Source organism: Mycobacterium neumannii (assembly GCF_048452905.1).
Classification (GTDB): domain Bacteria; phylum Actinomycetota; class Actinomycetes; order Mycobacteriales; family Mycobacteriaceae; genus Mycobacterium; species Mycobacterium neumannii_B.
This window is the reverse complement of record NZ_JBCGVF010000001.1, coordinates 626,821-651,726: the sequence shown is the minus strand read 5'-3', so window position 1 is coordinate 651,726 and position 24,906 is coordinate 626,821. Positions and strand designations below refer to the sequence as shown.

Sequence of the window (24,906 nt, the reverse complement as noted above, 5' to 3'; positions counted from 1 at the left end):
AGTGGCTGGCAGCGAGCTGTGCGCCGAGTCCGCTGCGCGGCTAGTCGGTTTTGCCGAATTCGTCGAACCAGTACGCGAGCTTGCCGCGCCGGCTCACCGCGCGCAGGCGGCGTTCGGCCACGGCGCGCGTCTTGGTGGTGGTGACGATCAGCAGCTCGTCACCGATCGCGATGCGAGTGTCCGGCTGCGGGACGAAGGTGCGGCCGTCGCGGATGATCAACGTGATCACGCTCGGATCGGGTAGCCGCAGTTCCAGCACCGTGACGTTGTGCAATCGCGACGGCGCCTGCACCGTCATCGTCAGAAGCTCCGCATCCAGCACGTCGAGGGGCGCCGACTCCACCTGGATCTCCCGTGTCGCCTCCTTCGAGATCAGCCCCAGCCGATGCGCGACGAAACGCAGGCTGGGGCCCTGCACCAGCGTGAAAACCACCACCAGGATGAACACGATGTTGAGAAGGCGGACGCTGTCGGGCACACCGCCCACGATGGGGAAGGTCGCCAGCACGATCGGGACGGCGCCGCGCAGACCTGCCCAGGAGACGAAAACCTGCTCACGCCAGGGGATTCGGAACCACACCAGGGAGACGAACACCGACAGCGGCCTGGCGACGAGCAGCAACACCAGACCCGTCACGATGCCGGGGATCACCTCCACGGCCAGGTCGCTGGGGTCGACGAGGAGTCCGAGCAAGACGAACAGGCCGATCTGAGCGAGCCAGCCGAGACCCTCGGCGAACGAGCGCGTCGCCGACCGGTGAGGCAGGCCGGTGTTGGCGAGCACGACCGCGGCCACATAGGCGGCGAGGAATCCACTGGCGTGTGCGGTGCCGCCCGCCGCAAACGCGACCATGCCGAGCCCGAACGTGGCCAGCGGGTACAGGCCCGACGCCGGAAGCGCGATGCGGCGCAGCGACATCGAGCCGAGGTACCCGACGCCGATGCCGATCGCGGCGCCCACCACCAGCTCGTAGACCACTTCAGTGAGCGCGTGCACGGGCGACAGCTCGAGCGGGGCAACGCTGAACATCAGCACGAGGATCACGGCCGGGGCGTCGTTGAAACCAGACTCGGCTTCCAGCAAGCCCGCCACCCGGCGGGGCAGGGGTACCACGCGCAGCACCGAGAACACCGCGGCGGCGTCGGTGACGGAGACGACCGCGCCGAGCAGCAGCGACAGCTGCCAGTTGATACCCAGCAGCAGGTGCGCCCCTGCGGCGGTGATGAGCATGCTGACAGCGACACCGACTGTCGCAAGCACACCCGCAGGCGCGAGCACCCGCCGGATGTCGGAGAACCGGGTCGTCAGACCGCCTTCGACGAGGATGACGGCCAGCGCCACCGTGCCCAGGTGGTCGGCGAGCAGGTAGTTGTCGAAGTCCAGGCCGAGCCCGTCTTCGCCGACGACGACGCCGACGAAGAGGAAGAGCAGCAGGCTGGGCAGCCCGACACGGCTGGCGGCCCTGGTGGCGACGATGCTCGCCAGCAGCACCAACCCAGCGATCAGCAGCACAAGATAGAGCTGCTCGAGGGTCATTGCATCCCCGTTCGGGACCGGATGGGCGGTGTGAGAGGCAGTAAAACACCTACCACGGGTGGTGGCGGGGCAGTCCGATCCGGTAGCTGCGCCCAAAGCCGCCGCAATGGGTAAGTATGAGTGCGTGATACGGCTCCGCTGGCGGCACCTCGACGCATCGCAGCGCGTCGAGGAGCGGACGATGATGCGGGTCGGCATCGCCGGTGCCGGTGCAGTCGGCCGGTCGGTGGCGCAGGAACTGATCGACTACGGCCACAAGGTGTTGTTGATCGAACACGACGTGCGGCACTACGAACCCCGGACGGTCCCCGAGGCCGAATGGCTGCTCGCCGATGCGTGCGAGTTGTCCTCGCTCGAAGAGTCCGGGCTGCAGATGTGCGACGTGGTGATCGCCGCGACCGGAGACGACAAAGTGAACCTTGCGGCCGCGTTGTTGGCCAAGACGGAGTTCGGCGTCGCCCGGGTGGTGGCTCGGGTCAACGACCTGCGCAACGAATGGTTGTTCACCGAGGCGTGGGGTGTCGACGTCGCGGTCTCCGCGCCGAGCGCGCTGGTGGCGGCGATCGAGGGCGCCATCGACATCGGCCATGTGGTGCGGCTGATGCAGCTGCGGCACGGGCAGGTGAGCCTGGCGAAACTGACGCTTCCCGAAGGTGATCCGCTGGTCGGTCAGCGGATGCGCGACCTGCCGTTGCTGGAGAACACCGCGCTCGCGATCATCATCCGCGACAGCGGGATCGTCTTGCCCCGGCCCGACGACGTGCTGGAGGCCGGTGACGAGATGCTGTTCCTGGCCGGCGGCTCCACGCACGGCGAGGTCGCCGCGCTGGTGCACGGCGCGATCCACCAAACCGCCGTCAAAGCACCCGAGCGCTGACGTGCCTTCGAGCGTGATCGATCGCCTCGTCGAGCGAGTCCATCAAGTGGTTCTCGTGGCGGAGTGAGCCGAAAACGCCGACGTTGGCGAGCAGGCTCATGTGTTCGGGCCGGACACCCTTGATGATCACCGTGATGCCGCGCGACTCCAACTCGGTTGCGATCTGCGCCAACGTGTTCGCGCCGGTGGCGTCGAGCATGCCCAGCTGGCTGAGCCGAATGATCACCACCGAGGTGCGCGCCTCGCCGGTATCGGTGATCTCGTTCGAGATGCGCTCGGCCACTCCGAAGAACATCGCTCCATCGAGGCGCAGAAGTGCGATCTGCTCGTCGCCGGGGCGGTGGGGGCCAGAAAGCTCCTCCCGGGTGACGCTGCTCCGACGAGCGACGCCGCGCAGCGCGAAAAACGCTGCAACCACGACCCCGATCTGCACGGCCTCGATGAGGTCGAAGCACACCGTGATTGCGGCCGTGAGCGCGAATGTCACCGCGTCCGAGCGGGTGGACCGCAGGATCTTGCGCACGGTTGACACCGAGATCATCCGGAAGGACGTCACCATCAGCACGCCGGCCAAGGCAGACAGCGGTATTGCGGACACCGGCCCGGTGGCAAGGTAGACGACCGCGAGCAGGACCAGCGAATGCACGATGGCAGCGACCCGGGTTCGCGCGCCGGAGCGCACGTTGACCGCGGTACGGGCGATGGCTCCGGTCGCGGGCATGCCACCGAAAGCGCCCGACGCCACCGACGCCAGGCCCTGGCCCACCAGTTCGCGGTCCGGATCGTACGGACCCGTCGGCGCCATGGTGGCGGCCACGCGCGCCGACAGCAGGGACTCGATGGCGGCCAGCGCGGCGATCGCCAAAGCGGCACCGACGAGGGTCCGCATTGCAGCGAGGTCCACCTGCGGTAGGACTGGTGCGGGAAGATGCGATGGGAGCCCGCCGATGCTGGCAGCCGGAATATCAAGGGCTACAACGGCTATCGTCACGACGATCACGGCCGTCAGCGACTCCGGAATGCTGCGGTGCAGACGCGGCAGCGTCACCATGAGGGCTGCGACAACGGCCACCACCGCCAACGTCCGCGCCGCTGAGGGCCAATCCGCTTGTCGGACAACGCTCCACGCGACCGACAATGTGCGGCCGCCGGCCGGGCTCCCTTGGCTGAACGCGGCGGGCACCTGCTGAAGGAAGATGATGGCGGCGATGCCCAGGGTGAACCCCTCGATAACGGGCCAGGGGATGAATGTGACTGCCCGGCCCAGACCGGTGATTCCGGCGGCGAGCACGAGCAGCCCGGCCAGCACGGTCACGAGGGCGATGCTGCCCAGGCCATACTGGGCCACGATCGGCGCGAGCACGACGGCCATCGCGCCGGTGGGTCCGGACACCTGCACGTGCGACCCGCCGAAGACGGCGGCTACCAAGCCGGCAACGACGGCGGTGATCAAGCCGGCCGCCGCGCCGACGCCGGAGCTGATGCCGAATGCCAAGGCCAGTGGTAAGGCAACCACGCCGACTGTGATTCCGGCGAGGATGTCGCGCCGCCACGACCGGGGCAGCTCGGCATAGTCGCGGCGGCTCGGGAGCAGGCGGGCGAGGTTCACTTGCCGTGTCCCAGCGGCGGCAGGGCCTCGAATGCCGCCAAGTGATCCCGGTGGACACCGAGGACGTCAGCGAGAAAAGCCCTCGCGATGACCAGCAGTTCGGAGATCTTGGGGTGAGCGAGATCGTAGATGACCGAATTGCCGATGCGTTGCGCCGAGACCACGTGATGACGCTTGAGCACGGCCAGATGCTGAGAGAGCAGCGTGGGTTCGAGGTCGGTCTCGGCGAGTATCTCGCTGACCGACGTCGGCCCGTCGTTCGCCGACAAAATCTCGAGGACACGGATACGCGCAGGGTGGGCCAACGCCTTGAACAGGTTCGCCTTGATCTCGTAGAGCGGTAGCTCGGGGCTACCGGGGAAGCGGTGTGGCATAGATCCCAGGACTTGATGGATTGAACATATTCGCAATCCACTATATCGAGCTTCGGTTCGAAGTAGCAAAACGGGCACACTGGGGTGATGGACCCCGTCATCGCCCTGCGGCAGATCGCCTATTACAAGGACCGTGCGCGCGAGGACCCGCGCCGGGTGATGGCCTACCGTAACGCCGCCGACGTCGTCGAAGCCCTCTCCGAGGCCGAACGCGACCGCCACGGCACCGCCAACAGCTGGCAGTCGCTGCCCGGCATCGGCCCCAAGACCGCGAAGGTCATCGCGCAGGCATGGGCCGGTCGCGAACCCGAGCTGCTGTCCGAATTGCGGTCAAACGCAAAGGATCTCGGAGGCGGTGACATCCGCGCGGCGCTGCGCGGCGATCTGCACGTGCATTCGAACTGGTCGGACGGGTCGGCCCCTATCGAGGAAATGATGGCGGCGGCAAGGGATCTGGGCCATGAGTACTGTGCGCTGACCGACCATTCGCCGCGGCTTCGGATCGCCAATGGCCTGTCGCCCGAGCGGTTGCGCCAACAACTCGACGTCATCGACGAGTTGCGCGACAAGGTCGCCCCGCTGCGGATTCTGACCGGTATCGAGGTCGACATCCTCGAGGACGGCTCCCTCGACCAGGAGGACGAACTGCTCGAACGGCTCGACATCGTGGTGGCCAGCGTGCATTCGAAGCTGGCGATGGACGCCCCGTCGATGACGCGCCGGATGCTCAAGGCGGTCACCAACCCGCACACCGATGTGCTGGGCCACTGCACCGGGCGCCTGGTCACCGGAGGACGTGGGATGCGGCCGGAATCGAAATTCGACGCCGAGAAGGTGTTCACGGCATGTCGGGACCACGGAACGGCCGTCGAGATCAACTCCCGACCCGAGCGGCGTGACCCGCCGACCCGGCTGCTCAAGCTCGCACTGGAGATCGGGTGCCTGTTCTCGATCGACACCGACTCGCATGCCCCCGGGCAGCTGGAGTTCCTCGGTTACGGAGCGCAACGTGCGCTCGATGCCGAGGTGCCGGTCGACCGCATCGTCAACACCTGGCCCGCCGAGGAATTGCTGGCGTGGGCGGGATCATGAGAATCGCCCGCGGTTAACTGCCCCGAACGGGGTACAGGGTCACTGTGAGAAAAATTATCGGTGAGACGGCCGCGGCGCTCGGCGCGCGTGCCGCAGAGCTCGCGACCGCTGCGGGCGAGACGGCCGGGCGCTTCGTGCGACGTGTCAGCGGCGAGCCCGAGGACCAGGCCGAGCAGATCCAACCGCCGTCGGCGCCACCGTCATCGGCTGCACCGAAGAAGGCACCGGCCAAGAAGGCGCCGGTGAAAAAGGCGCCAGCCAAGAAGGCGCCCGCGAAGAAGTTCGCCAAGGCGCCTGCCAAGAAGGTGACCAAGGTGCCCGCCAAGAAGGCGGCGACCAAGGCGCCGGTGAAGAAGGTTCCGGCAAAGAAGACGGCCGCCAAGAAGGCCGCCACCAAGACTCCCGCCAAGAAGACGCCGGCGAAAAAGGCTGTCCCGCCGATGAAGTCGGCGAAGACCGAAGCCGCCAACCCCCCGACGAAGCCCGGCAGGGCGGCCAGGAAGACGACGGCCAAGAAGGCCCAGCCGCGCAAGGGCAAGCCCGGGTCAGTCGGGTAGCTGGGGCATTTCGAGACCGGGATCGCGGCCCAGCTGGGCCCACACGTCAGTAGGGGATACACCGCGGGTCACCGCCGAATTTCCGTACCGCTGACGCACTTGGTCGACGGCTTCGTCGACCGCGGTCGTGTCGGGGCTCTCCTCGAACGGCAGCTCGAGCTGTTGTGCGCCGTCGCGATCGATGTTGGACACGGCGAATCCGACGAGGGTCAGACCGCGCTCGGCGATCAGCGGCGCCGCCGCGGCGACGAGCCCTCGGGCGGCGTACAGGATCACCTCGGTCGACGCGGTCGCCCGTGGCATCGTGTGCGACCGGGTGGCGCGGCCGAAGTCGTCGAAGCGCAGCCGCAGGACCACGGTGCGACCGGTCCGGCCGGCCTTGCGCATCCGCCGGGTGATGCGGTCGATCAGGTTGACGACGACGGCGTCGATCTCCTGCGCCGACATCGTGTTGCCACGCCGGCCCAACGCGCGCTGCGCGCCGACCGAGCGTCGGCGCACGCCGGTGACCACTCGACGGCGATCGATGTTGTGCGACAGAGCGAACAACCGGCTGCCCATCGCCGCTCCGACCAGGGATCCGAGAGTGGACTCGCTGAGCTCGGCGACGTCGGCCACGGTCTCGATTCCATAGGTGTGCAACCTCTCGGCGGTCTTGGCGCCGACACCCCACAGTCGGCGCACCGGCAACGGGTGCAGAAACGCCAGCTCACAATCGGGCGGGACGAGGAGCAGCCCGTCGGGTTTGGCCTCCTGGCTGGCGACCTTGGCCAGGAACTTGGTGCGCGCGATCCCCACGGTGATGGGTAGCCCGACCTCTTCGCGGATCCGTGCCCGCAGCCTGGCGGCGATCTCGACCGGGGTGCCCGACACCCGCCGCAGCCCTGACACATCGAGGAACGCCTCATCGACCGACAGCGGTTCGACCACCGGCGTCGTGTCGTGGAACACCTCGAAGACGTCGCGGCTGGCCTGCGAATACGCCGGCATGCGCGGAGGCACGACGATCGCGTGCGGACAGAGGCGGCGGGCTTCGCGTCCGCCCATCGCGGTTCGCACACCGTACGCCTTGGCCTCGTAGCTGGCGGCGAGCACCACACCTGCCCCGACGATGACCGGCCGGCCACGCAGCGACGGCTCGTCACGCTGTTCGACCGAGGCATAGAACGAATCGAGGTCGGCGTGCAGAATGCTCGCCGCGATGGCCCCGGGACCAGTGGACACGAACATATGTTCGCATCGATGTCCGACTAGTGGCGAGTGGTGCCGTAGATGCTGCTGACCCAGATGTGGGCGAGGGTGTCGACGAGTTGGTCCGGGCTGACCGCGGGCTGCTCGGATGCGAAGGCCGCGAGCATCGTGCGCTCGTTCATCAGGTTGAGCGATGTCGCGAGGTCCTGCGCCGGGATCGTCTCGGGTGCCTCACCCCGGGCGCGTTCACTCTCGATTGACGCGGTGGTGTGGTCTATCCACTTCTGCATGAAGCGTGACCACAGCGCGCGGACGTCGGGGTTGGTGGGCCGGGCTGCGGCGCCCGCGAGTGTCACGGCGCGGTGTGAACCGAACGTTTTGAACAGCGCGTTGATGGCCTTCCAGACTCCGGCGGGATCCACCGCGGGATCCATACCACCCATCGCGTCGTCGGCATTGCCGTCGGCCTCAACGATGACCTGCTCGACGAGCGCACGAAGCACCGCGTCCTTCGACGGGAAATAGAAGTAGAACGTGGGACGGGAGATGCCTGCGCCTTTGGCCAGGTCGTCCACCGAGATGTCGGCCAGCGAGCGGCCCTCGAGCAGCGTCTCGAGTGTCGAGAGAATCGCGTGTTCGCGGTCGTCGCCGGAGGGGCGGCCGGAACGGCGTCCCCGTGGTCCGCGGGACTGGCTGACGGTGGTCACGTCGATCGACTTTACACGGTGTTGAGTATCTCGACATCCCGTTGACTAACTCGACATAGCGTTGATACGCTTCGGTACCATGAGCGAACACCTCGACGTCGTCATCGTGGGCGCCGGTATCTCCGGCATCAGCGCCGCCTGGCATCTGCAGGACCGCTGCCCCGATAAGAGCTACGCGATCCTGGAGCGCCGGGAGAACCTCGGCGGTACCTGGGACCTTTTCAAATATCCCGGCATCCGCTCGGACTCGGACATGTTCACGCTCGGCTTCCGGTTCAAGCCGTGGACGTCTGAGAAGGCGATCGCCGATGGGCCGTCGATCATGGCCTACCTCCAGGAGACCGTGGCCGAGTACGGCATCGACAAGCACATCCGCTATCAGCATCGCGTGCTGTCCGCGGACTGGTCGGACGAGAACAACCGCTGGACCGTGCGCGTCGAGCGCGACGGCGAGGAAGCCGAGATCACTGCGTCGTTCCTGTTCGCCGCGAGCGGCTACTACAACTACGACGAGGGTTACACGCCGGAGTTCGTCGGCCGTGACGACTTCGAGGGCACCGTCATCCATCCGCAGCACTGGCCCGAAGACCTCGACTACCAGGGCAAGAAGGTCGTCGTTATCGGCAGCGGCGCGACCGCGGTCACCCTGATCCCGGCGCTGGCCAACTCGGGTGCCGGGCATGTCACGATGCTGCAGCGCTCACCGACCTATGTCGGTTCGCTGCCCGACGTCGATCCGTTCGCGGTTAGGACGAAAAAGACGCTGCCGGAGAAGCCCGCGTATGTGCTCAACCGCTGGAAGAGCATCCTGTTCCAGTCCGCGCAGTACCAGATCAGCAGGCGCTTCCCGAACTTCATGCGCAAGCAGCTGATGACCATGGCGCAGCGCAGGCTGCCCGAGGGCTACGACGTGCAGAAGCACTTCGGGCCCCACTACAACCCGTGGGACGAGCGGCTGTGCCTGGCGCCCAACGGCGATCTGTTCCGGACGATCCGCCACGGCAAGGCCGACGTCGTCACCGACACCATCGAGCGGTTCACCAAGACGGGCATCAAGCTCGCCTCCGGCGAGGAGCTCGAGGCCGACATCATCATTACCGCAACCGGCTTGAACCTGCAGCTGTTCGGCGGCGCGGCGATCATGCGCAACGGCGAGCCGATCGAGCTGAACGAGACCATGGCCTACAAGGGCATGATGCTGACCCACATGCCGAACATGGCGTTCACCATCGGCTACACGAACGCGTCATGGACGCTCAAGGCCGACCTGGTCTCCGAGTTCTTCTGCCGGGTGCTGAACTACATGGACGCCGAGGGATTCGACCGCTTCGAACCGATGCATCCCGGCAACAGCGTCGACGAACGCCCGCTGATGGATTTCACCCCCGGTTACGTCCTGCGCGCGCTCGACTACCTGCCGAAGGCCGGGCATGTCCCGCCGTGGCGGCTCAAGCAGAACTATCTGCTCGACCTGCGGCTGATTCGTCGCGGCAAAGTCGACGACGAGGCCCTGGAGTTCACCAAACACCGTGCCTCGGTGAAAGCTTCGGCCTAAGTCCTGCTCGCGTCAGCGTGCGACCACGACGATGCCGTCGTCGTCGCTGTAAGCGATGTGGCCCGGCTGGAACACGACACCGCCGAACTCGACCGCGACATCACGTTCTCCGGCACCGGTTTTCGTGCTCTTGCGCGGGTTGGTCCCCAGTGCCTTGATGCCGATGTCGAGGGTGCGCAACATCGCGGAGTCACGCACCGCGCCGTTGATGATCAAACCGGCCCAGCCGTTTTCGACACCGAGCCCGGCGATGACGTCGCCGACAAGCGCCGAGTGCAGCGACCCGTCGCCGTCGATCACGAGCACTGCGCCGTCACCCGGCTCGGACAGTACGGACTTCAGCAACGCGTTGTCCTGGAAGCACTTCACCGTGACGATCGGCCCGGCGAACTCCGTGCGCCCGCCGAAATGGCGCAGCTGCAGATCGCAGCTGCGTACGTCCGGGCCGATGTCGTCGACGAGGTCAGCGGTGGGGCGGGGCTCGATGCTCACCGGTCGATGTTAGCCACGATGATGTCGTGCACAAATTGCGCCAGCCCCGGCTCGACGTCGTCGTAGTAGCGCGTGAACCGCTCGTCGGCCAGATACATCTCGGCCAGGGACACGTGCATGTCGTGATCGCAGTCGTAGAAGCGCTCGATGTTCGCGCGATGCCACGCGGCCAGCTCGTTCGCACCCTGTGTGCCGGGTACGACACCGTCGCGGTGGGCATCGGCCAGCGCCGCCAACAGCGCATCGTTGTCGGCCTTGAGCTCGATCCAGTCCTGCTTGGTCATTCGCGCGGTGCGCTGCTGTGACTGCTTCCACGCGTCGGTACCACTCCACCGCTCCTCGGATTCGGCGGCGTACTCGTCGAACACCGCGCTGCCGAAGATCTCGACCTGCTCGTCGGCGGTCAGTTGTATGCCACTGCGATGTGAGCTCATCAGTTCCTCCACTGCCTTGATCGTGTGCTGTAGCCGGTCCCCACGGTCCAGCAGCAGCCGGTGCTGGCGCTCGAGGTGGTCGAGCACATCCCCGTCCCCTTCCAGCAGGGCGCGGATCTCCTCGAGGGGCATGTCGACAGACCGGTACACCAGCACCACATGCAGCCGTTCGATGTCGGCGTCGGTGTAGCCGCGGTATCCGGCCTCGGTGCGCACACTCGGCACCACCAGACCGATGTGGTCGTAATGGTGCAGGGTGCGTACCGAGACACCCGTCAGGGTGGCCACCGCGCCGACGGTCATGGCGTCCATAGCGCCACTATCGACCCTGACGCAGCGTGAGGGTCAAGCGTTTTTCGTCAGTCCTCGTCGTTTCCCCGGCGGATCAGCAGCACGACGATGATCGCCAGCACGCCCGCAGCGATCGCCGCCGCAACCGGCAGCCGCGACGGTTCGGGCCCGATCAACGGCGTCGGTGGCGGCCCGGCCACCGGATTGCTGGCGGCGGCGACCGTCGACTTCGCCTGCGCAGCAGTCACTTTCGCTGCAGACTCGACGTCACTACCGGTGACGTCCGGTTCAGTCGCGGGTACTTTCTTCGCAGGCACCTGTTTCGCCGGACCCTTCTTGGCGGGGGCTTTCTTGGCGGGCGACTTCTTCGCCGGTGCGGCCTTCTTCACCGCCTTCTTCGCGGGAGTCTTTTTGGCGGCCTTCTTGGCGGGAGTTTTCTTGGCGGGCGTCTTCTTCGCCGGGGCGGGGGGGATGAGCGGGTCGGGCGAGACGCTCGCTGACTCCGCGGCAGCGGGCTGCGGGGTCGACTGTTCCGCCGGTGGCGTGGTGTGCGGCTGTTCGTCGGGTCGGCCCTGCTGGTCTGCCATCGGGCTGCTCCTTTGCAGTGTCTCGTCGCCAGGCCGGCCGAGCGAGCGGCCGGAAGTCGATCGGTCCATCATGCCAGGTCGGCTATGGCACTAACCCGTGACGGCCAGACCCGCGGCCAGGACCAGCGCGACGAGCATCAGCGCGGTTTCGGCATGCGCCCGGGTTCGGGACACCTCCGCCGTGGCGCGATGCGACCGCGCGGCGGGCAACCACATCGTGCGGTTTCGCCAGCCGAGGACGACGAGCACGACCGTCACCGCGATCTTGGCCGACACCAGCCGCCCGTAACCGGTCGCGTACAACTCGGCCGGTGCGCCCAACCGGAGCGCGGCCCCGGCGACACCGCCGACCAGCAGCACCACCACGCAGACCAGCGACAGTGCAGAGAAGCGCGGCAGCATCCGGGCCCACTGACCGCGGTGGTCGACGGTCAGCACCAGCGCCGCCAGCGCCCCGACCCACAACGCGGCGGCAAGGCTGTGCGCGGCCACCGCCACACCACCCAGCGGGCTGTTTGCGAAGTGCCCGGTCAGTTGGCGGGCGACGACTCCGACCGCGGCGGCGCCGAGCACGGCGACATTCCACGACGCCGTCCGCGGTGCGACGAGCGCCGCAACGGCTATGGCGGCCGCGGCGGCGACCGCCAGCATGCCCGCCCGACCCGCCGCGGTGGTCGTGGCGAAGTCGGCTGTGGTCTGCATGCCGAGGCGGAACACCGGTAGCGAGGCGGTCTGTGCGGCTGCGACGATCATCCGGGTCAACTCGGCGAGCAGCCAGAGCACCGAGGCGACTGCCAGCGGTCGCGTCGAGCGGGCCAACAACTCGCCGCGGTGCCGCTCACCGTCGAGGACCGGCACCACCGCCAAGCCCAGCGTGAGGACACCTGCGCAGTCGGCCGCCACCCGCACTGCGGTCGCACCGAGCGACCCCTGCGGGTAGGCCAGCCCCCATGTCAAGCCTGTCGCGGCGGCCGCGAACACCAGCCCGACGACCACAGTGCGTCGACGGGTCACGCGCGGCGCCGCACCGCCCACACCGCGCCCGCGGCGATGATGACGACCGCTCCCGCGAAGAACGGCCACACCGGGATGCCGTCATCGGCCGGGGCCTGGGCCGGTGCGGCCGCCGACGGGCCCGGTGTCCCGGTTCCCGGCACGCTCAGCTCGAACGACCAGGACCCGTTGACCACGTGCCCGTCCGCCGACGTCGCCCGGTAGTTGACGGTGTAACGCCCGGACGGTCCGAGTGGACGCACACCGACGCTGAGGACGGCGCCCTGGACCTGGGGTTCGCCGGTCGACCACAGGTTGCCGTCGGGGCCGACGACGGTCATTGCCGCGAACTGCGGCTGCAGTGCCTCGCTGAACGTGGCGGACACCGTCTCAGGCGCGTCGGTGAGCCGGCCGTTCTCCGCAGGGTCCGACGCGATGCGGGTCGCATGCGCGGACGCGGTGCCTGCGGTGGCCAGCGTCCCGATCGTCAGCCAGAGGAGCAGGGCCGCACCGGCGGCGACGGTGGTGAGGGCGCGACGGGGCGCCCTGGTGATGGTTCTCATCAAATGTGTCTTTCTCGAGCCGTGGGTATGTCGATCAGCGCGCGGGACTGACCGGCGGCCCGCGATGAGACATCGAGGCGGCGAGAAGCAGCGCAGCACGAAGCGGTTGTTCGGCTCGCCGGACGATGGGACGACCCTGCGGTGCGAGCGGCGAGCGCACCACGCGCACTGCGACGCGCACCACGCGCGTCACGGCGCGGCACAACCGACCACCCGCCGCGATCAGCACCGTCCCCACGCCAACCGCCACCGCATGGGCGGCGGCCATCGTCGCGGTCAGCGGCGCGTGGATATGCCCGGATGCGCCCAGCACGATATGGCCGGCGATCTGACCGCAAGCCAGAATCGCCAGCAGGACAGATGTTGTCGAAGCGGCGGAAAGGGTGGTGGTCAACGTGCCGACGGTCGCGGCGACGATGAGCAGCGCCACGATCGCGGCACCGTTGGGCGGCTCGGCACCGCCGTAACCGTGCGCGGCCACGGCAAGCGTCGCCGTCAGCAGCCCCGAAGCCACGCCGCGAAGGCGGGCTGCCAAGCCGGACGGCGACACTGTCAGCTCAACTCACGCCGAGCCGAGCCATCAGGTCGGCGTCGATTCCGTCGAGTTGCCGTTCGATGGCGGCGTGCGCAGACCGGCGCCGCGACGGCGGCATGTGCTCGGCGGCGGCGATCGCGGCGGACAGGTCCCCGAGCCGCTCGGTGATCGCCCCCACGAACTGTTTGGTCTCGGCGTCCTTCGGCTTCTTCTCGGAGACGAGCCGCAACGACTGCTCGGCACCGGAGATGCGGGCCGACAACTGGGCGCCGTGGCCGTTGAACTGGCCGACCTGGCTGAGCGGAACACCAAGCCGGTCCGCCCGGCGTTGGTCGGCATAGCCACGCGCGGCGATGGCGGCGCGGTAGCCGACGGGGACCACGATCGGCGCGAGCAGGCGAATGACGGTCAGCACGCGACGGATCCGGCCGGGGGCGAACAGCTTGCCTTCGCGGGCGGCCTTCAGCTGCGTCTCGGCCACTTTCAGGGCTGCGCGGTCACTGTCGCGCTGGGCCTTGAGCTGCGCCTTGAGCGCCCTGGCCTCGGCCCGGTGGGCGGACTTGATCCGACGGGCTTCGTTCTTGGCGGCCAGCTTGGCCTCCAATTTCGCCTTCGCCTTGATCGCGCGGGCCTCGGCCCTGCGGGTGGCACGGGTTTTGCGTCGCTTGAACGGGCTCATCCCGGCTGCCTCCCGGTGGTTTTCTCGATTGCTGACGTCATGGCTGTGCAGGTTGTCGGTGCAGCACAACCCTATCGTTCACAGCGTTCGGTCTGCGGGCGGCTCGGCGCCTGCGAGAGGGCGCCGGATCCGTCTTGGCTACATGGCCTATTGAGGGCATGCTTATACGGACCGCAACGTTCGCGAACTGACTGAAGCCGCCCGTCAAGAGGGCGGACAGCGCATAGTGAACTGGTCGGAAGGGGGATCCATGCCAGCTAACCGCCGTGTCACCCGCGCGGTTGGGGCCGTGCTCGAACTGGCGCCGCGGCAGGGGGAGGTGTCACTGACACGGCTCGTCGAGGCCGTCAGCGAAGACCGCAAACGACCCATCGAGCTCAAGATGGCCGAGCTGCCGCCCGGTGTCTGCGGGCAGTGGCGCCAGTACAACGACCACGACGTGTTCCTGATCCAGAAGGGCCTGCCCGCGTGGGACCGCACCCTGGCCCACGAGCTGGGACACCTGGTCTTGGGCCACGACGGTATTCCCGTCGCGCAGGCCGCCGAAGAGAGCACGGAGTTCGCCAGCTCCGATCTGATCAGCTACATGCTCAACCAGCGGACCGGTTGTATGGGTCCGGCCGGTGAGGAGGCCGAGCAGGAGGCGGAGGATTTCGCGGCCCTGCTGCTGTACCGGCTGGGCAGGCTTCCGTCGGACCGTTCGTCGATCGTCCAGGTGCGGCTCGGAGAGGCGTTTGGTTGATCGTCTGGGTGATCGCCGGTCTGCTCGGGCTGGCCACCGGACTACGCATCGGATGGGCGCTGGTCAATAAGCAGAGCCTGGTGAGCACCGCGATGATCGTCGCGCTGGCGAGCCTGGCGTTGATCGCCGCATTGAACTGGCAGCCCCTGACGCTGCTCATCGACCGGGTGTTGCGCTGGCCCAACATCTCGCTGGGACTGTCGCAGGTGGCGCTCGTCGCGTGTGCCGCGGGCAGTTGCGTGATGATCACGACCGTGTCGTCGGTGCGCAAACCGGCAACCATCCGCAAGATCGCCTTCGCGCAGTACGGCGTCGCGGCGGTGATCGCCGTGGTGACCGCGGTGGCCTTCTTCTCAGCGGGCCGTCAGCCCGAGATGTCGCCCCAGGAGTATCTGCAGCGCAACCTCAGCGGCGGTGGGAACACGCTGCCGTGGTTGCTGCCGCTGCTCTATGTGTTGCTGGCGTTGTCGCTGGTCTCGTGGGCGGGGCTGCGTTATTCCAACCGCAGCCGCCGGGGGCGCGCGCTGTTCGTGTTCACGATCGGCATCGTGCTGATCGTGGTGGCGTCGGCCTTCTTCTTCCTACGTGCCCTCGACAGCGACGGACCAGTCGGCGTCGGCGCCGCGGCGACGCTGCTGGGCTGCGCGATGCTGGTTGTCGCCGCGGGATCGCTACTGCCCAGCATCGAGGACTGGTTCGGCGCCAAGCGCGAACTGCGGGCGATCCAGCCGATCCTCACCGAGCTGGGCCGCAGGCACCCTGATATCGGTATCGGTGTGCGGCCGCGCGGACCGCTCGTCTTCCGGGTCGCAGAACGGATGTCGCTGATCTCCGACGCGCTCTACCTGGAGGCCACGGCCGCCGAACACCGGCGCAAACTCCGGGTCGACCCGCGCGGCGCGGTGTCCGGTGATGACGCCGACCCAGACGAGACAGCCCTGGAATCCCCGCCGGTTCCGCCGCAGGAACAGGCCCGGGCGATCGCCGAGTGGATCTACTCCGGGACCGAGAGCGCTTCGGAGGACAAGCGCGTCGATTTTCCCGGACTGGGATGGCTGAACCAACCCAGCGAGTATTCAGACCGCGAATGGATTCTGGAGATCGCCGAGCAGTACAGAGCACTGACCCGTCGCAATGGCGCGACGGATCAAGCAGCGTAGCTGGTAGCGCGACCCCACTTCGCCAGCTATGGGACGGTGGGCCGCACCGGGCTAATCGTCGAGATGCTCCCGGCGACGCAGCTCATCGACCTTTTGGACGATGTCCTGCTGGGCCTCCGGCGACAAGCCGACGGTGCGTGCGGCAATACGGCGGACGCCCTCGTCGCGCATGCTGGCGAGCCAGGTCAGCTCCTTGTCGAGCTTCTCGTAGTACTCGTCGTCGGTGAAGTAGGCCGGCTTGATCCGGAAGAAGTTGGCAAGAGCGGCCATGGTGGTGGCAGAGGGGTTGGTGCGGTTGCCCGAGCGCAGCTGCGAGAGGTACGGAGCGGACATGGTGACGCCCTCGGCCTTCAGTGCCGCGATCACCTCGGCGGAGGTGTGCGGGCCGCGTCCCGGCGGGTAGACCGTGTCAAACAGCCGGTTCAGGCGAGCGGCGAACGTCGTGCTCATCGATATGACCTCCACATGGATTGGACGAGCGGTGTACAAGCGGCGTATTTGCTGATCATCGTAGCGAGTGTTGTGGCCACAACCAAGTGCAAACCCGGGAAAAGTTGATCCGCCCCCGCGCTCGACGCCCGCTACTGTGCCGGCTGCGACGCATTCCGCATGCGCCGGCGCCTCTACCATACGGTGCGACGAAGCAAACTACAGCAGCTTTGTCGAGCTAGTTTTGCTCAGCGATCGGACAGCGCGTCCACCCCAGACCCGACGACCACCGCCGGCAACATCAGTTGCATGCATTCCGTCGCAACGCGGGGTTTGCCAAATACTGCACCGATGGTCGCGGAGCGCCCAGTGTCGGTCGTCGAACGCGCAGGTCGAGGTCAGGACCCCTGGGGCGACGGCTGGGCTGCCCCGGCAGGCACGGGTGCCCTGCGTTGGCGGATGAGCCAGACCACGAGCACCGAGACGGTGACGGAAGCGGTGACCGCCACGGCGACCCACCGCCAACCCAGCGCGCTGTCGAACAGCAGCCACAGGCCGAAAAGGAGGAACAGGACGCTGGCCAGGCCGTGCAGGAACCGTTCCGGAAGCCTGCGGTGCATCAGCCTGCCCGCAGCGATCGCGGCGCCATCGGCCAGAACCATGCCCGCAGTCGCACCGATCCACACCCCCGCCCAGCTGTGTTCGCTGGCCAGGGCGACAGTGGCCAGCATCGTCTTGTCGCCGAGTTCGGCCAGCACGAACGACGACACGATCGCGGGGACGACGAACCGCGGCTCGGCGATCCGAATCTCGTCGTCGTGCCCGTTCTCGCGCCACGTCCACACCGCGAACAGCAGGAACGCGATGGCGGCGACGAACGCGATCGGGCGTTCGGGCAACGTCGCCCCGAGAAAGTGTCCGACCGCGACGGAGAGGCCGTGAACCAGCATCGCTGCGATCCCGACCCCGGAGAGCACGACCCACCATCGGTGCCGCAATGAGTAGGTCATGGTGATCAGCTGCGACTTGTCGCCGAGTTCGGCGACAAAGACAACGGCCAGACTGACCACGATGGCGGCGAGCATTGAGAGGACCCTTTCGACGCGTCGCCGACGTAGCGGTGTTGATGCCCCGCCGGCTTCGGTCGAAGGTCTCGCCCACCACACCTTCGGATGTGGTTCGCCGGCCGGGCTTGCGCCAGTGTGTCGACACGACGATTGGGGGCTACTCCCCTTCGCTTACTGAACCGACCATAGCTTCGGTATCCCGGGTGCGCCAGTGCCGCGTATGGTTTCGGACAGCCGAATCCAGCGTTCAGGCACCCGAATCAAATGCTTCGAAAGCCCTTATGCCGCAAGCAGCATCGCGAGGATCGCAGTGTCCGGATGGCTGATCGGGTCGACGCCGACGCGGCTCACCATGGAGGTCACTGTTCCATCGGATTCGGCTTCCACCCATGCTGCGCGGTGCTCGAGGCCCAGATGGGGGAGGCCGGGTAGCAACACGCAACCGGAGGCCGCCCCGCTGCACTCGGGCAGCGACGGTGTGGTTTCCGACGGGGGATGCAACATCAACAGGGCCGGTGGCTGGTGCTCGGCGAAATAACCTGGCGGTACCGCTGATTCACCGACCACGGTGCCCTCGGCAAGGACGAGGCCGACCGTATTGGGTTCGGGCTCGTCGGGCAACTCTTCGCGGGCACCGAAAATCGTTGTCGTGGACAACAACCCGGGAAGCGATGCCACACGTACGGCGACCATCAGCAACTGTGCCCACTCTTTGGTCGAATCCGGCCAGCGGCCCGAGATGACGAATCCCTTGAGTGAACCGCGTGAATGAAAGGGGGCGATCTCGATCGCCTTGCCCGACTCCCTCTCCATATCGCCTCCGCGCCATCGGTGTTCGGACGCCGGCCTCTAGCCGACTGATGGCCCGACACGCCAGTGGGTCGATTTGCTCAGCATGCGGCAGAACTCGGCTGGCACGCAAGTGGACACGACTGCTAACCGCCGGAATTGGCTCGGGCAGTCCACAGCACGCGATACGAACCGGCCGCCGGGACCCAACCGAATTCGTGGGAGTCGACCGCACCGGGGGCGCCCGGATTGTCCGATCGCGCTTCAAAGATCACGTCGCGACCGTCGGCGTAGACATCACCCACCCGTTTGACGAGCCACCGCGTCGAACGCCGCGGATCCTGGAACACGCGTAGCTGCCCGCGCCGAATGCTCCCGCCCCGCATGGCCAATAGGCCATCCCCGGGGCCGACCGTCGGGCGCATCGAGTCGTCGACCACTCGGAACAACCGCAGAGGCCAGCGTCGCGGTGTCTGGTTGCGGCGCACCTCCAAAGGGTAGGTTAGGGACATGCTGCATCGATTGTTGAACCACGCGACCCCCGCCCATGCCCACTGCGATCTCTACTGCGGCGTCTATGACCCCGCGCAGGCCAAAATCGAGGCGCTCTCGTGCCTCAAGACGATCCAGAAGTATCACGACTCAGACGATGAGCACTTCCGCGCGCGCTGCATAATCATCAAGGAGCGGCAAGCCGAGGAGGTCAAACATCACCTGATGGTGCTGTGGGCCGACTTCTTCGCCAAAGATCACTTCGAGCAGTTCCCCAACCTGCACCAGCTGTTCTGGGACGGCGTGCACGGCGCGGGCGACGTCAAGAAGTCGCTCGACGTCGCCGTCGCCGAGAAGCTGCTCAAGACGATCGACGAGATCGCCGATATCTTCTGGCAGACCGACAAGGGCAAGCAGATGGGTGTCTATCCGCCCGCCTGAGAAACCTTTCGACACCAAGAAGCCGCCGAGCATCGACTCGGCGGCTTTGTCGTATTCGCTTGTCGTATTCGCGAGGAAGTCAGCGGCTCATCGTCAGAACAGGACGATCAAGGCCAGCACGACCAGGAGCACCAGCGCGATCACACCGGCACGCAGTAACGCCATCAGCTGGCTGCGGTTGTAGGCGCCGGCCGTCGAGGATTGCCATTTCGTGGGGGGCATAGCCGAACCCGATCCCATCGAAGATGTCATGAACCCCTCCTGACCTGCATATTTTATGTTCCCCCCGGGTGAGATCTATCACAACCGCTGGTTGTGACGCCGATCATAGCCCCTTGCGTCGAACCGGAAAAATCGGCTCGCGTGCACCATGGATTGCGGGTGCGGCCGGCTCACGTCGCGGTTAGCGGGACTAGGGATTTCGCTCGGCGCCCGACAGCCTGTTGATGAGAGCGCCCAAACGCCGACCGCTTATCCACAGCGATCCTCAGGAAAAACACAGATTCAGCGGCTCAAGGCGGGTTCTCCGATGTCGCGGCCTGTGGATGAACCTGTGGAAATTGTGGATAGGTGGTCATTGCTGTCGCCGCGAGCCGGCCGGCGGCATGTCAGCATTGAGGCATGAACGAGGCTGAAATCGCGCAGGTCGACGTCGCGGACGTGCCGACGACCTTCGACGCCCGCGTGATCCTGCTCGACGTACGCGAAGACGACGAGTGGGCACGCGGGCATGCCCCGGATGCGCGGCACATCCCGATGGGACAGATCCCGGCGCGGCTGGCGGAGATCGACGGTGACGCGCAGGTGTTCGTGATCTGCGCAGCCGGTGGGCGTTCGCAGAGCGTGGCGCAGTACCTGGCCAGGAACGGCTATTCACCGGCCAATGTCTGCGGCGGCATGTTCGCCTGGGCCGGTGCCGGCCGACCGGTGGTGACCGACGACGGCGGGCCGGGTGTCGTCTGACGCGTCGTCGCTACGCTGGTCGAATGGTCGGGCGAGGAGTGAAGTGATTCCGCGCGCGCGAGGAGCGAAATGATTCAGGTGTGTTCGGCGTGCGGAACCCGGTGGAACGTGCGCGACCGGCGCCGGACGTGGTGTCCGCGGTGCAACGGATCGCTGATGCCGCCATCGGCGTCCGCGCCGGACACCGCGAACGCCCAGTGGAGCGCGCGGTCTGCGGCCGGAGCGCCCGGTGCGCGGCCGCAGCTGCCGCCGGGGTACCGCTGGATCGCCGTGCGACCGGGCGCACCGCCGCATCCGCGGCGCCCAAAGCGTGCGCTCGGTCCGACGCCGCGCTACGCGACCATCCCACGCTGGGGACTTGTCGACCAGCCCGCGCCTGTCGACCAACAGCAGAAGGCCCCGCGCCGCGGTCCGTCGCCGGGGATGGTGACGGGCACGCTGCTGCTGACGATGGCGGTACTGGGCGCCGCGGCGCTGATCCACCTCGCGCGCTACGTGCTGCTCATCATCAACCGGTCGGTGTTGCTGCCCCCGTGGATTGCCGCGATCGCGACATGGTTCGGTGTCGTGCTCAGCGTCGTCGCCGCGTTCATGGTGGTGGCCAGCCTCATCGTGCTGACCAACTGGCTCATCGCCAGGCGCTCCGCCGCCTACACCTACCGGGGAACGACGGACCCTCGACCGTCCTGGCGACTCCAGGCGGGCTGCCTGCTCCCGTTCGTCAACCTGTTCTGGGCACCGGTATTTGTTCTCGAACTGGCGGCCGTCGAGGAGCGGCTCAGCTATCTGCGCAGGCCGATCGCGGTGTGGTGGCTAGTGTGGGTGGCCAGCTACGCAGTGTCGATCTGGTCGATCGCGACCAGCTTCACCCGCGATGCGCAGGGAATCGCCGACAACACGATGACCACGATGATCGCCTATCTGCTGGCGCTGGCCACCCTGCTGCTCGCCATGAAGGTCGTTTCCGGCTTCGAACGGCAGCCGGTCGAGCGCCCGAGCAAGCGCTGGGTGATCGTCCCTGAAGACGGCACGCCGGCGGAGAAAAGACCCGAGCCCGAGGTTGCGGTTGAGTCGCACGGGCAAGACCCGGCAGCATAGGCGCCATGACTGGCGACTCCGAAGCCGCCGAGAAGGCGACTTCCGGACCGACGCTCGGGGGGCATCCCTTCGTCGTGGCGCACCGCGGCGCGTCGGCCGACCGTCCCGAGCACACGCTCGCGGCGTACGAGCTTGCGCTGCAGCAGGGCGCCGACGGCGTGGAATGCGATGTGCGGCTGACCCGCGACGGCCACCTGGTGTGTGTGCACGACCGCAGGGTCGACCGGACGTCGAACGGAACGGGGTTCGTCAGCGACATGACGCTCGCCCAACTGGGCGAGCTCGACTACGGCGGTTGGCATCCAAGCCGCAATGCCGTTGAGGCGCAGGGTGATACGGCCTTGCTCACCCTCGAAGCGCTGATTTCACTGGTGCTCGACTGGAACCGGCCTGTCAAGGTGTTCATCGAGACCAAGCATCCCGTCCGATTCGGTGGATTGGTGGAGAGCAAGGTGTTGGCGCTCCTGCACCGGTTCGGAATCGCCTCCCCTGCATCGGCGGACCTGTCGCGCGCGGTGGTGATGTCGTTCTCCGCCGCCGCCGTGTGGCGAATCCGCCGGGCGGCGCCGATGTTGCCGACGGTGTTGCTCGGCGAGACGTCGCGCTACCTCGGTGGCAGCGCCGCCACCACCGTGGGCGCCACCGCGGTCGGGCCGTCGATCGCCACATTGAGAGAGCATCCGGAGTTGGTGGACCGTGCGGCCGCGCAAGGCCGCGCGCTGTACTGCTGGACCGTCGACCATTTCGAGGACGTGCAGTACTGTCGCGACCTCGGTGTGGCGTGGGTCGCGACCAACCACCCCGGCCGCACCAAGGATTGGCTGCAGAACGGTTTGGCCGGCGCCGCCGGTCGCGACTAGCCGCGATCAGACCCGCACGATGCTCAGAGGCTGCCGCCCGCGATCTTCGGTGCGCCGACGTCCTTCGACGTGGAGCCCAGCTCGCGCGCTACGAAGTCCTCCAGGCGGAAGAGGTCGTCGCCGGCTCGGTCGGCGATGCGAACCAACGTGGTCATCTGCGCGACTTCCTCGACCTGCTCACCGAGGAACCACTGCATGAACTGCTCGCCGAGGTAGTCGCCCTCGTCGCGGGCCACGCCGGCCAGCCGGCCGATCTGCTCGGTGACGGTGCGCTCCAGATCGAGGGCCAGGACGAGCGCGTCGCGCGGAGCGTCGAAGGTGTTGCGCACCGCGTCGACCCCCGGGATCTCGAATTCGACGTCGCGGTCGAGGAGGTACTGAACCAGCATCATGGCGTGATTGCGCTCTTCGACCGACTGCCGGTAGAAGTGCTTGGCCAGCTGCGGAAGGTCGGCTCCGTCGAAGTAGACAGCGATGGCGAGGTATTGCTGCGCGGCGCCGAACTCGTTGCGCATCTGCTCTTGCAGCAGGGCGTGGAATTTGGTGTCGGAAGCTTCGGCAGTGGTCATGGACGCCACGATAGCCCAGCTCAGAGCCCTTTGTCAGCGAAGGTCAACCTAACAGAGGTCAGGTTTACCTCAATGAGTCGACCCTTTGTGACGGCGATTACACGCTCAGGTAAATGTTTGCTGGAGGCACGTTAGGGCTGCGCGTCGAGAACGTCCTGCGGTACCGGGGAGTCGGTGCGCAGCGCGTCGAACAGTTGGGTTGCCAGGGCATCGTCCCAGACCACGACCGAGCCGACGTCGCCGCTGGAGTATTCCCCGATGGGGACGGTGGTGGTGAGGACGTCTCCGTGCATCGCCCAGGCGAGCCGGGCCAGGTTCCATACGTGATCGTCCTCGTTGACGGTGAAGGTGCGGCCGGCGGCCTTCGCCATCGGATACCAGCGCAGCGGGTTGAGCAGCACCGACGGGCTGGTAGCGCGGTGCAGCAGCGCGGACATGAACTCCTGCTGGTGAACCATGCGGTCGAGGTCGGCGCGCGGAGTGGCCCTGGTGCGGACGAACCCCAGCGCGCTGCGGCCGTCGAGCTTCTGGCATCCGGCCGGCAGGTCGATGCCGGCAAGGGGATCGCTGATGGGCTCGGCGGGACACATCCTCACGCCGCCGACCGCGTCGACCATGGTGGCGAACCCGTCGAAGCCGATCTCGGCGTAGCGGTCGATCCGCAGGCCCGTCGCCTCCTCGACCGTCTGGGCGAGCAACTGCGGGCCGCCCACCGAGTACGCGGCGTTGATCTTGTCGCTGCCGTAGCCCGGAATCGACACGTAGGAGTCGCGAGGTATCGACACCATCGTCGTGTCGGTGCTCGAGGCGATGCCGGGGATGTGCACCAGCAGGATCGTGTCGGTGCGGCCGTTGCCCATGTCCCCACCGGTGGTCAGCTGCGCCTGTTGATCGGGGGTCAGATTCTGGCGGCTGTCCGATCCGACGAGCAGCCACGTGGTGCCCGCACCCGCGGCGGGCCGGCCGGCGTAGTCGGCCAGCGCGGGGATGCGCTGCAGTGACGAGTCCATCCAGATGCCGCCGGCCACGATCGCCGTCGCGGTCAGCAACAGCAGCACCAACAGCAGTCGGCCCCAATGCCGTTTGCGCCGAGCGCGTTTCGGCTTCGTCGGGGCCGCAGGCGGCGGGGGCGGTTGGGGTCGTGGTGTCGGTCCGCGGGCGGTCGTGGGGCGGGCACCTGCCCGAGGTGGCGGCGGAGGCGGTGTGCGTCGGGGCGGGGCGGGTGGCGGCATGCGCGACGGAGGCATCCGCGGAGGTGGCATGCGGGGCGGAGGGGCGGGCGGCCGGCCACTGGGAGGCATCGGTGGGTTCGGTGGAGGCGACCGGTAGTTGGGATCGCGGCGGATCACCTGTGACGGCTCCCGGCGCGGCCGCGGCGGGGGCTCGAAGCCGCGGCGCGGTTGCCGGTTATCGGTCACCTGAAGAAATCTACGTCGCCGGGCCGCATCTTCATCGCAACCAGCCGAGGTGGCCGGCGAGCAGGGCATAGCCGACGAAGGCCACGGCGTCGACCAGGGCATGCGCGATTATCAGCGGCCACAGCCGGCCGGTCCGTAGGTAGACATAGCCGAACACCAGGCCCATCGCCAGGTTCCCCAGGCCCGCACCGAAGCCCTGGTAGAGGTGGTAGAGCCCGCGCAGGACGCTGGTGACGACCACTGCGGTCACCGGGCTCACGCGTAGCTGGCGCAGCCTGGTCATCAGGTAGCCGACGACGATCACCTCTTCGGCCCAGCCGTTGGCCAGCGCCGTCAGCAGCAGCACCGGTATCCGCCACCATGTGTCGTACAGCTCGGCCGGCTCAACGTCGGCGTTCACACCGAGGAGCCGGGCGACCTGATACAGCGCGAGGCCGGGCAGCCCGATGAGCGCGGCGAGGCCCAGCCCGCCGAGCAGGTCGGCGCGCCACCGGGGCCGACCCAGCCCGATCGACTTGAGGGTGATTCCGCTGCGCCACAACAGGTATACGGCGAGCGCGCCCCATGCCGACAGCTGGAACACCCAGACGAGGTTGAGTCCGAGGTCGATGAGGTCGAAAGGGGAGCGGCGCGGATTGAGTGCGACGACCTGACCGGAGAGGCCGAGGAGCACCGACTCGATCAGGTTCAGCAGCGCGCTGTAAGCCGAGAGGCCGAACGTCACCGCCAGTACGACGACGATCTCGATGCGCAGGGCCCGGCGCGCAGGGTCGGTGAGCTCGTCGGGGGCGCCGGTCACCGGAGC

At 67.4% G+C, this 24,906-nt stretch carries 30 protein-coding genes; 10 read left to right on the top strand and 20 right to left on the bottom strand.

Features of this window, described 5'->3' with window-relative positions; translation table 11 throughout:
• Positions 1–40: 40 nt before the first annotated feature.
• Entirely contained in the window at positions 41–1,537 is a 1,497-nt protein-coding gene (locus tag AAHH99_RS03180; protein ID WP_418767357.1) for a potassium/proton antiporter, read from the bottom strand.
• A gap of 184 nt (positions 1,538–1,721) precedes the next feature.
• Between AAHH99_RS03180 and AAHH99_RS03175 the strand changes: the two genes are divergently transcribed.
• A complete protein-coding gene (locus AAHH99_RS03175) occupies positions 1,722–2,414 on the top strand; it encodes a potassium channel family protein (RefSeq protein WP_418767584.1) in 693 nt (230 codons plus the stop codon).
• On the opposite strand, the gene AAHH99_RS03170 is transcribed toward AAHH99_RS03175, so the two are convergent.
• Positions 2,395–4,023 carry a SulP family inorganic anion transporter gene (locus tag AAHH99_RS03170; RefSeq protein WP_418767356.1) on the bottom strand — a complete coding sequence of 543 codons (1,629 nt, stop codon included), beginning with the start codon at positions 4,021–4,023 and terminating at the stop codon, positions 2,395–2,397. The two genes, AAHH99_RS03175 and AAHH99_RS03170, sit on opposite strands and share 20 nt — an antisense overlap.
• On the bottom strand, positions 4,020–4,397 hold the full coding sequence (locus AAHH99_RS03165; protein WP_418767355.1) for an ArsR/SmtB family transcription factor: 378 nt from the start codon (positions 4,395–4,397) through the stop codon (positions 4,020–4,022). Before AAHH99_RS03165 ends, AAHH99_RS03170 begins: the two co-directional genes overlap by 4 nt.
• 87 nt (positions 4,398–4,484) lie before the next feature.
• Between AAHH99_RS03165 and AAHH99_RS03160 the strand changes: the two genes are divergently transcribed.
• Both AAHH99_RS03160 and AAHH99_RS03155 read left to right on the top strand, forming a co-directional pair.
• Positions 4,485–5,489, top strand: coding sequence for a PHP domain-containing protein (locus AAHH99_RS03160; RefSeq protein WP_418767354.1), 1,005 nt, complete (start codon positions 4,485–4,487; stop codon positions 5,487–5,489).
• Between the two features lie 44 nt (positions 5,490–5,533).
• Complete coding sequence (locus AAHH99_RS03155) at positions 5,534–6,046, top strand: hypothetical protein (RefSeq protein ID WP_418767353.1); 513 nt, start codon at positions 5,534–5,536, stop codon at positions 6,044–6,046.
• Here the strand turns inward: AAHH99_RS03155 and dinB are convergent.
• The gene (gene dinB / locus AAHH99_RS03150; RefSeq protein WP_418767352.1) at positions 6,035–7,276 is read right to left on the bottom strand and encodes a DNA polymerase IV; all 1,242 of its coding nucleotides are present in this window, start codon (positions 7,274–7,276) and stop codon (positions 6,035–6,037) included. The genes AAHH99_RS03155 and dinB overlap by 12 nt on opposite strands.
• Positions 7,277–7,296: 20 nt before the next feature.
• Positions 7,297–7,944 (bottom strand): TetR/AcrR family transcriptional regulator, encoded by a 648-nt coding sequence (locus AAHH99_RS03145; RefSeq protein ID WP_418767351.1) that lies wholly within the window; start codon positions 7,942–7,944, stop codon positions 7,297–7,299.
• 79 nt (positions 7,945–8,023) lie between these two features.
• Here AAHH99_RS03145 and AAHH99_RS03140 point away from each other — a divergent pair, with 79 nt between their 5' ends.
• On the top strand, positions 8,024–9,499 hold the full coding sequence (locus AAHH99_RS03140) for a flavin-containing monooxygenase (RefSeq protein WP_418767350.1): 1,476 nt from the start codon (positions 8,024–8,026) through the stop codon (positions 9,497–9,499).
• A 12-nt stretch (positions 9,500–9,511) separates the two neighbouring features.
• Here AAHH99_RS03140 and rraA read toward each other — a convergent pair whose 3' ends face one another.
• The 7 genes from rraA to AAHH99_RS03105 form a co-directional block, all read right to left on the bottom strand.
• The gene (gene rraA / locus AAHH99_RS03135) at positions 9,512–9,991 is read right to left on the bottom strand and encodes a ribonuclease E activity regulator RraA (protein WP_418767349.1); all 480 of its coding nucleotides are present in this window, start codon (positions 9,989–9,991) and stop codon (positions 9,512–9,514) included.
• Positions 9,988–10,737, bottom strand: coding sequence for a MerR family transcriptional regulator (locus AAHH99_RS03130; RefSeq protein ID WP_418767348.1), 750 nt, complete (start codon positions 10,735–10,737; stop codon positions 9,988–9,990). Before AAHH99_RS03130 ends, rraA begins: the two co-directional genes overlap by 4 nt.
• A 47-nt stretch (positions 10,738–10,784) precedes the next feature.
• On the bottom strand, positions 10,785–11,303 hold the full coding sequence (locus tag AAHH99_RS03125; RefSeq protein WP_418767347.1) for a hypothetical protein: 519 nt from the start codon (positions 11,301–11,303) through the stop codon (positions 10,785–10,787).
• A gap of 90 nt (positions 11,304–11,393) precedes the next feature.
• Complete coding sequence (locus tag AAHH99_RS03120; RefSeq protein WP_418767346.1) at positions 11,394–12,317, bottom strand: CopD family protein; 924 nt, start codon at positions 12,315–12,317, stop codon at positions 11,394–11,396.
• Entirely contained in the window at positions 12,314–12,859 is a 546-nt protein-coding gene (locus tag AAHH99_RS03115; protein ID WP_418767345.1) for a copper resistance CopC family protein, read from the bottom strand. The genes AAHH99_RS03120 and AAHH99_RS03115 overlap by 4 nt, the downstream gene beginning before the upstream one ends.
• A gap of 34 nt (positions 12,860–12,893) precedes the next feature.
• Entirely contained in the window at positions 12,894–13,373 is a 480-nt protein-coding gene (locus AAHH99_RS03110; RefSeq protein ID WP_418767344.1) for a hypothetical protein, read from the bottom strand.
• 43 nt (positions 13,374–13,416) lie between these two features.
• The gene (locus AAHH99_RS03105; protein WP_094295033.1) at positions 13,417–14,073 is read right to left on the bottom strand and encodes a DUF6474 family protein; all 657 of its coding nucleotides are present in this window, start codon (positions 14,071–14,073) and stop codon (positions 13,417–13,419) included.
• Positions 14,074–14,323: 250 nt separating this feature from the next.
• Between AAHH99_RS03105 and AAHH99_RS03100 the strand changes: the two genes are divergently transcribed.
• Both AAHH99_RS03100 and AAHH99_RS03095 read left to right on the top strand, forming a co-directional pair.
• Positions 14,324–14,815, top strand: a complete 492-nt coding sequence (locus AAHH99_RS03100) for an ImmA/IrrE family metallo-endopeptidase (protein ID WP_064418186.1) — start codon at positions 14,324–14,326, stop codon at positions 14,813–14,815.
• The gene (locus AAHH99_RS03095) at positions 14,812–15,975 is read left to right on the top strand and encodes a hypothetical protein (RefSeq protein ID WP_418767343.1); all 1,164 of its coding nucleotides are present in this window, start codon (positions 14,812–14,814) and stop codon (positions 15,973–15,975) included. Before AAHH99_RS03100 ends, AAHH99_RS03095 begins: the two co-directional genes overlap by 4 nt.
• A gap of 51 nt (positions 15,976–16,026) precedes the next feature.
• Here the strand turns inward: AAHH99_RS03095 and AAHH99_RS03090 are convergent, their stop codons facing one another.
• The 4 genes from AAHH99_RS03090 to AAHH99_RS03075 form a co-directional block, all read right to left on the bottom strand.
• On the bottom strand, positions 16,027–16,425 hold the full coding sequence (locus tag AAHH99_RS03090; protein WP_064348517.1) for a helix-turn-helix domain-containing protein: 399 nt from the start codon (positions 16,423–16,425) through the stop codon (positions 16,027–16,029).
• A 377-nt stretch (positions 16,426–16,802) separates the two neighbouring features.
• The gene (locus tag AAHH99_RS03085; RefSeq protein ID WP_418767342.1) at positions 16,803–17,489 is read right to left on the bottom strand and encodes a TMEM165/GDT1 family protein; all 687 of its coding nucleotides are present in this window, start codon (positions 17,487–17,489) and stop codon (positions 16,803–16,805) included.
• A gap of 261 nt (positions 17,490–17,750) precedes the next feature.
• Positions 17,751–18,284 (bottom strand): hypothetical protein, encoded by a 534-nt coding sequence (locus AAHH99_RS03080; RefSeq protein ID WP_064395070.1) that lies wholly within the window; start codon positions 18,282–18,284, stop codon positions 17,751–17,753.
• A 122-nt stretch (positions 18,285–18,406) separates the two neighbouring features.
• Positions 18,407–18,772, bottom strand: coding sequence for a S26 family signal peptidase (locus AAHH99_RS03075; RefSeq protein ID WP_418767341.1), 366 nt, complete (start codon positions 18,770–18,772; stop codon positions 18,407–18,409).
• Here AAHH99_RS03075 and sodN point away from each other — a divergent pair.
• Complete coding sequence (sodN, locus tag AAHH99_RS03070; protein WP_064395071.1) at positions 18,771–19,193, top strand: superoxide dismutase, Ni; 423 nt, start codon at positions 18,771–18,773, stop codon at positions 19,191–19,193. The genes AAHH99_RS03075 and sodN overlap by 2 nt on opposite strands.
• Before the next feature lie 93 nt (positions 19,194–19,286).
• Here sodN and AAHH99_RS03065 read toward each other — a convergent pair whose 3' ends face one another.
• Positions 19,287–19,445 (bottom strand): hypothetical protein, encoded by a 159-nt coding sequence (locus AAHH99_RS03065; RefSeq protein ID WP_418767340.1) that lies wholly within the window; start codon positions 19,443–19,445, stop codon positions 19,287–19,289.
• A gap of 369 nt (positions 19,446–19,814) precedes the next feature.
• On the opposite strand from AAHH99_RS03065, the gene AAHH99_RS03060 reads away from it, so the two are divergent.
• From AAHH99_RS03060 to AAHH99_RS03050, 3 genes are all read left to right on the top strand, one after another.
• Positions 19,815–20,156 carry a rhodanese-like domain-containing protein gene (locus AAHH99_RS03060; protein WP_418767339.1) on the top strand — a complete coding sequence of 114 codons (342 nt, stop codon included), beginning with the start codon at positions 19,815–19,817 and terminating at the stop codon, positions 20,154–20,156.
• A 69-nt stretch (positions 20,157–20,225) separates the two neighbouring features.
• Complete coding sequence (locus tag AAHH99_RS03055; protein ID WP_418767338.1) at positions 20,226–21,254, top strand: DUF4328 domain-containing protein; 1,029 nt, start codon at positions 20,226–20,228, stop codon at positions 21,252–21,254.
• Between the two features lie 5 nt (positions 21,255–21,259).
• A complete protein-coding gene (locus AAHH99_RS03050; protein WP_418767337.1) occupies positions 21,260–22,114 on the top strand; it encodes a glycerophosphodiester phosphodiesterase in 855 nt (284 codons plus the stop codon).
• A gap of 23 nt (positions 22,115–22,137) precedes the next feature.
• Here AAHH99_RS03050 and AAHH99_RS03045 read toward each other — a convergent pair whose 3' ends face one another.
• The 3 genes from AAHH99_RS03045 to AAHH99_RS03035 all read right to left on the bottom strand — a co-directional run bounded on the left by AAHH99_RS03045 (position 22,138) and on the right by AAHH99_RS03035 (position 24,900).
• A complete protein-coding gene (locus AAHH99_RS03045) occupies positions 22,138–22,683 on the bottom strand; it encodes a ferritin (protein WP_418767336.1) in 546 nt (181 codons plus the stop codon).
• Positions 22,684–22,814: 131 nt separating this feature from the next.
• Positions 22,815–24,101 carry an LCP family protein gene (locus AAHH99_RS03040; RefSeq protein ID WP_418767335.1) on the bottom strand — a complete coding sequence of 429 codons (1,287 nt, stop codon included), beginning with the start codon at positions 24,099–24,101 and terminating at the stop codon, positions 22,815–22,817.
• Between the two features lie 31 nt (positions 24,102–24,132).
• Complete coding sequence (locus tag AAHH99_RS03035; RefSeq protein ID WP_418767334.1) at positions 24,133–24,900, bottom strand: CPBP family intramembrane glutamic endopeptidase; 768 nt, start codon at positions 24,898–24,900, stop codon at positions 24,133–24,135.
• Positions 24,901–24,906 lie beyond the last annotated feature (6 nt).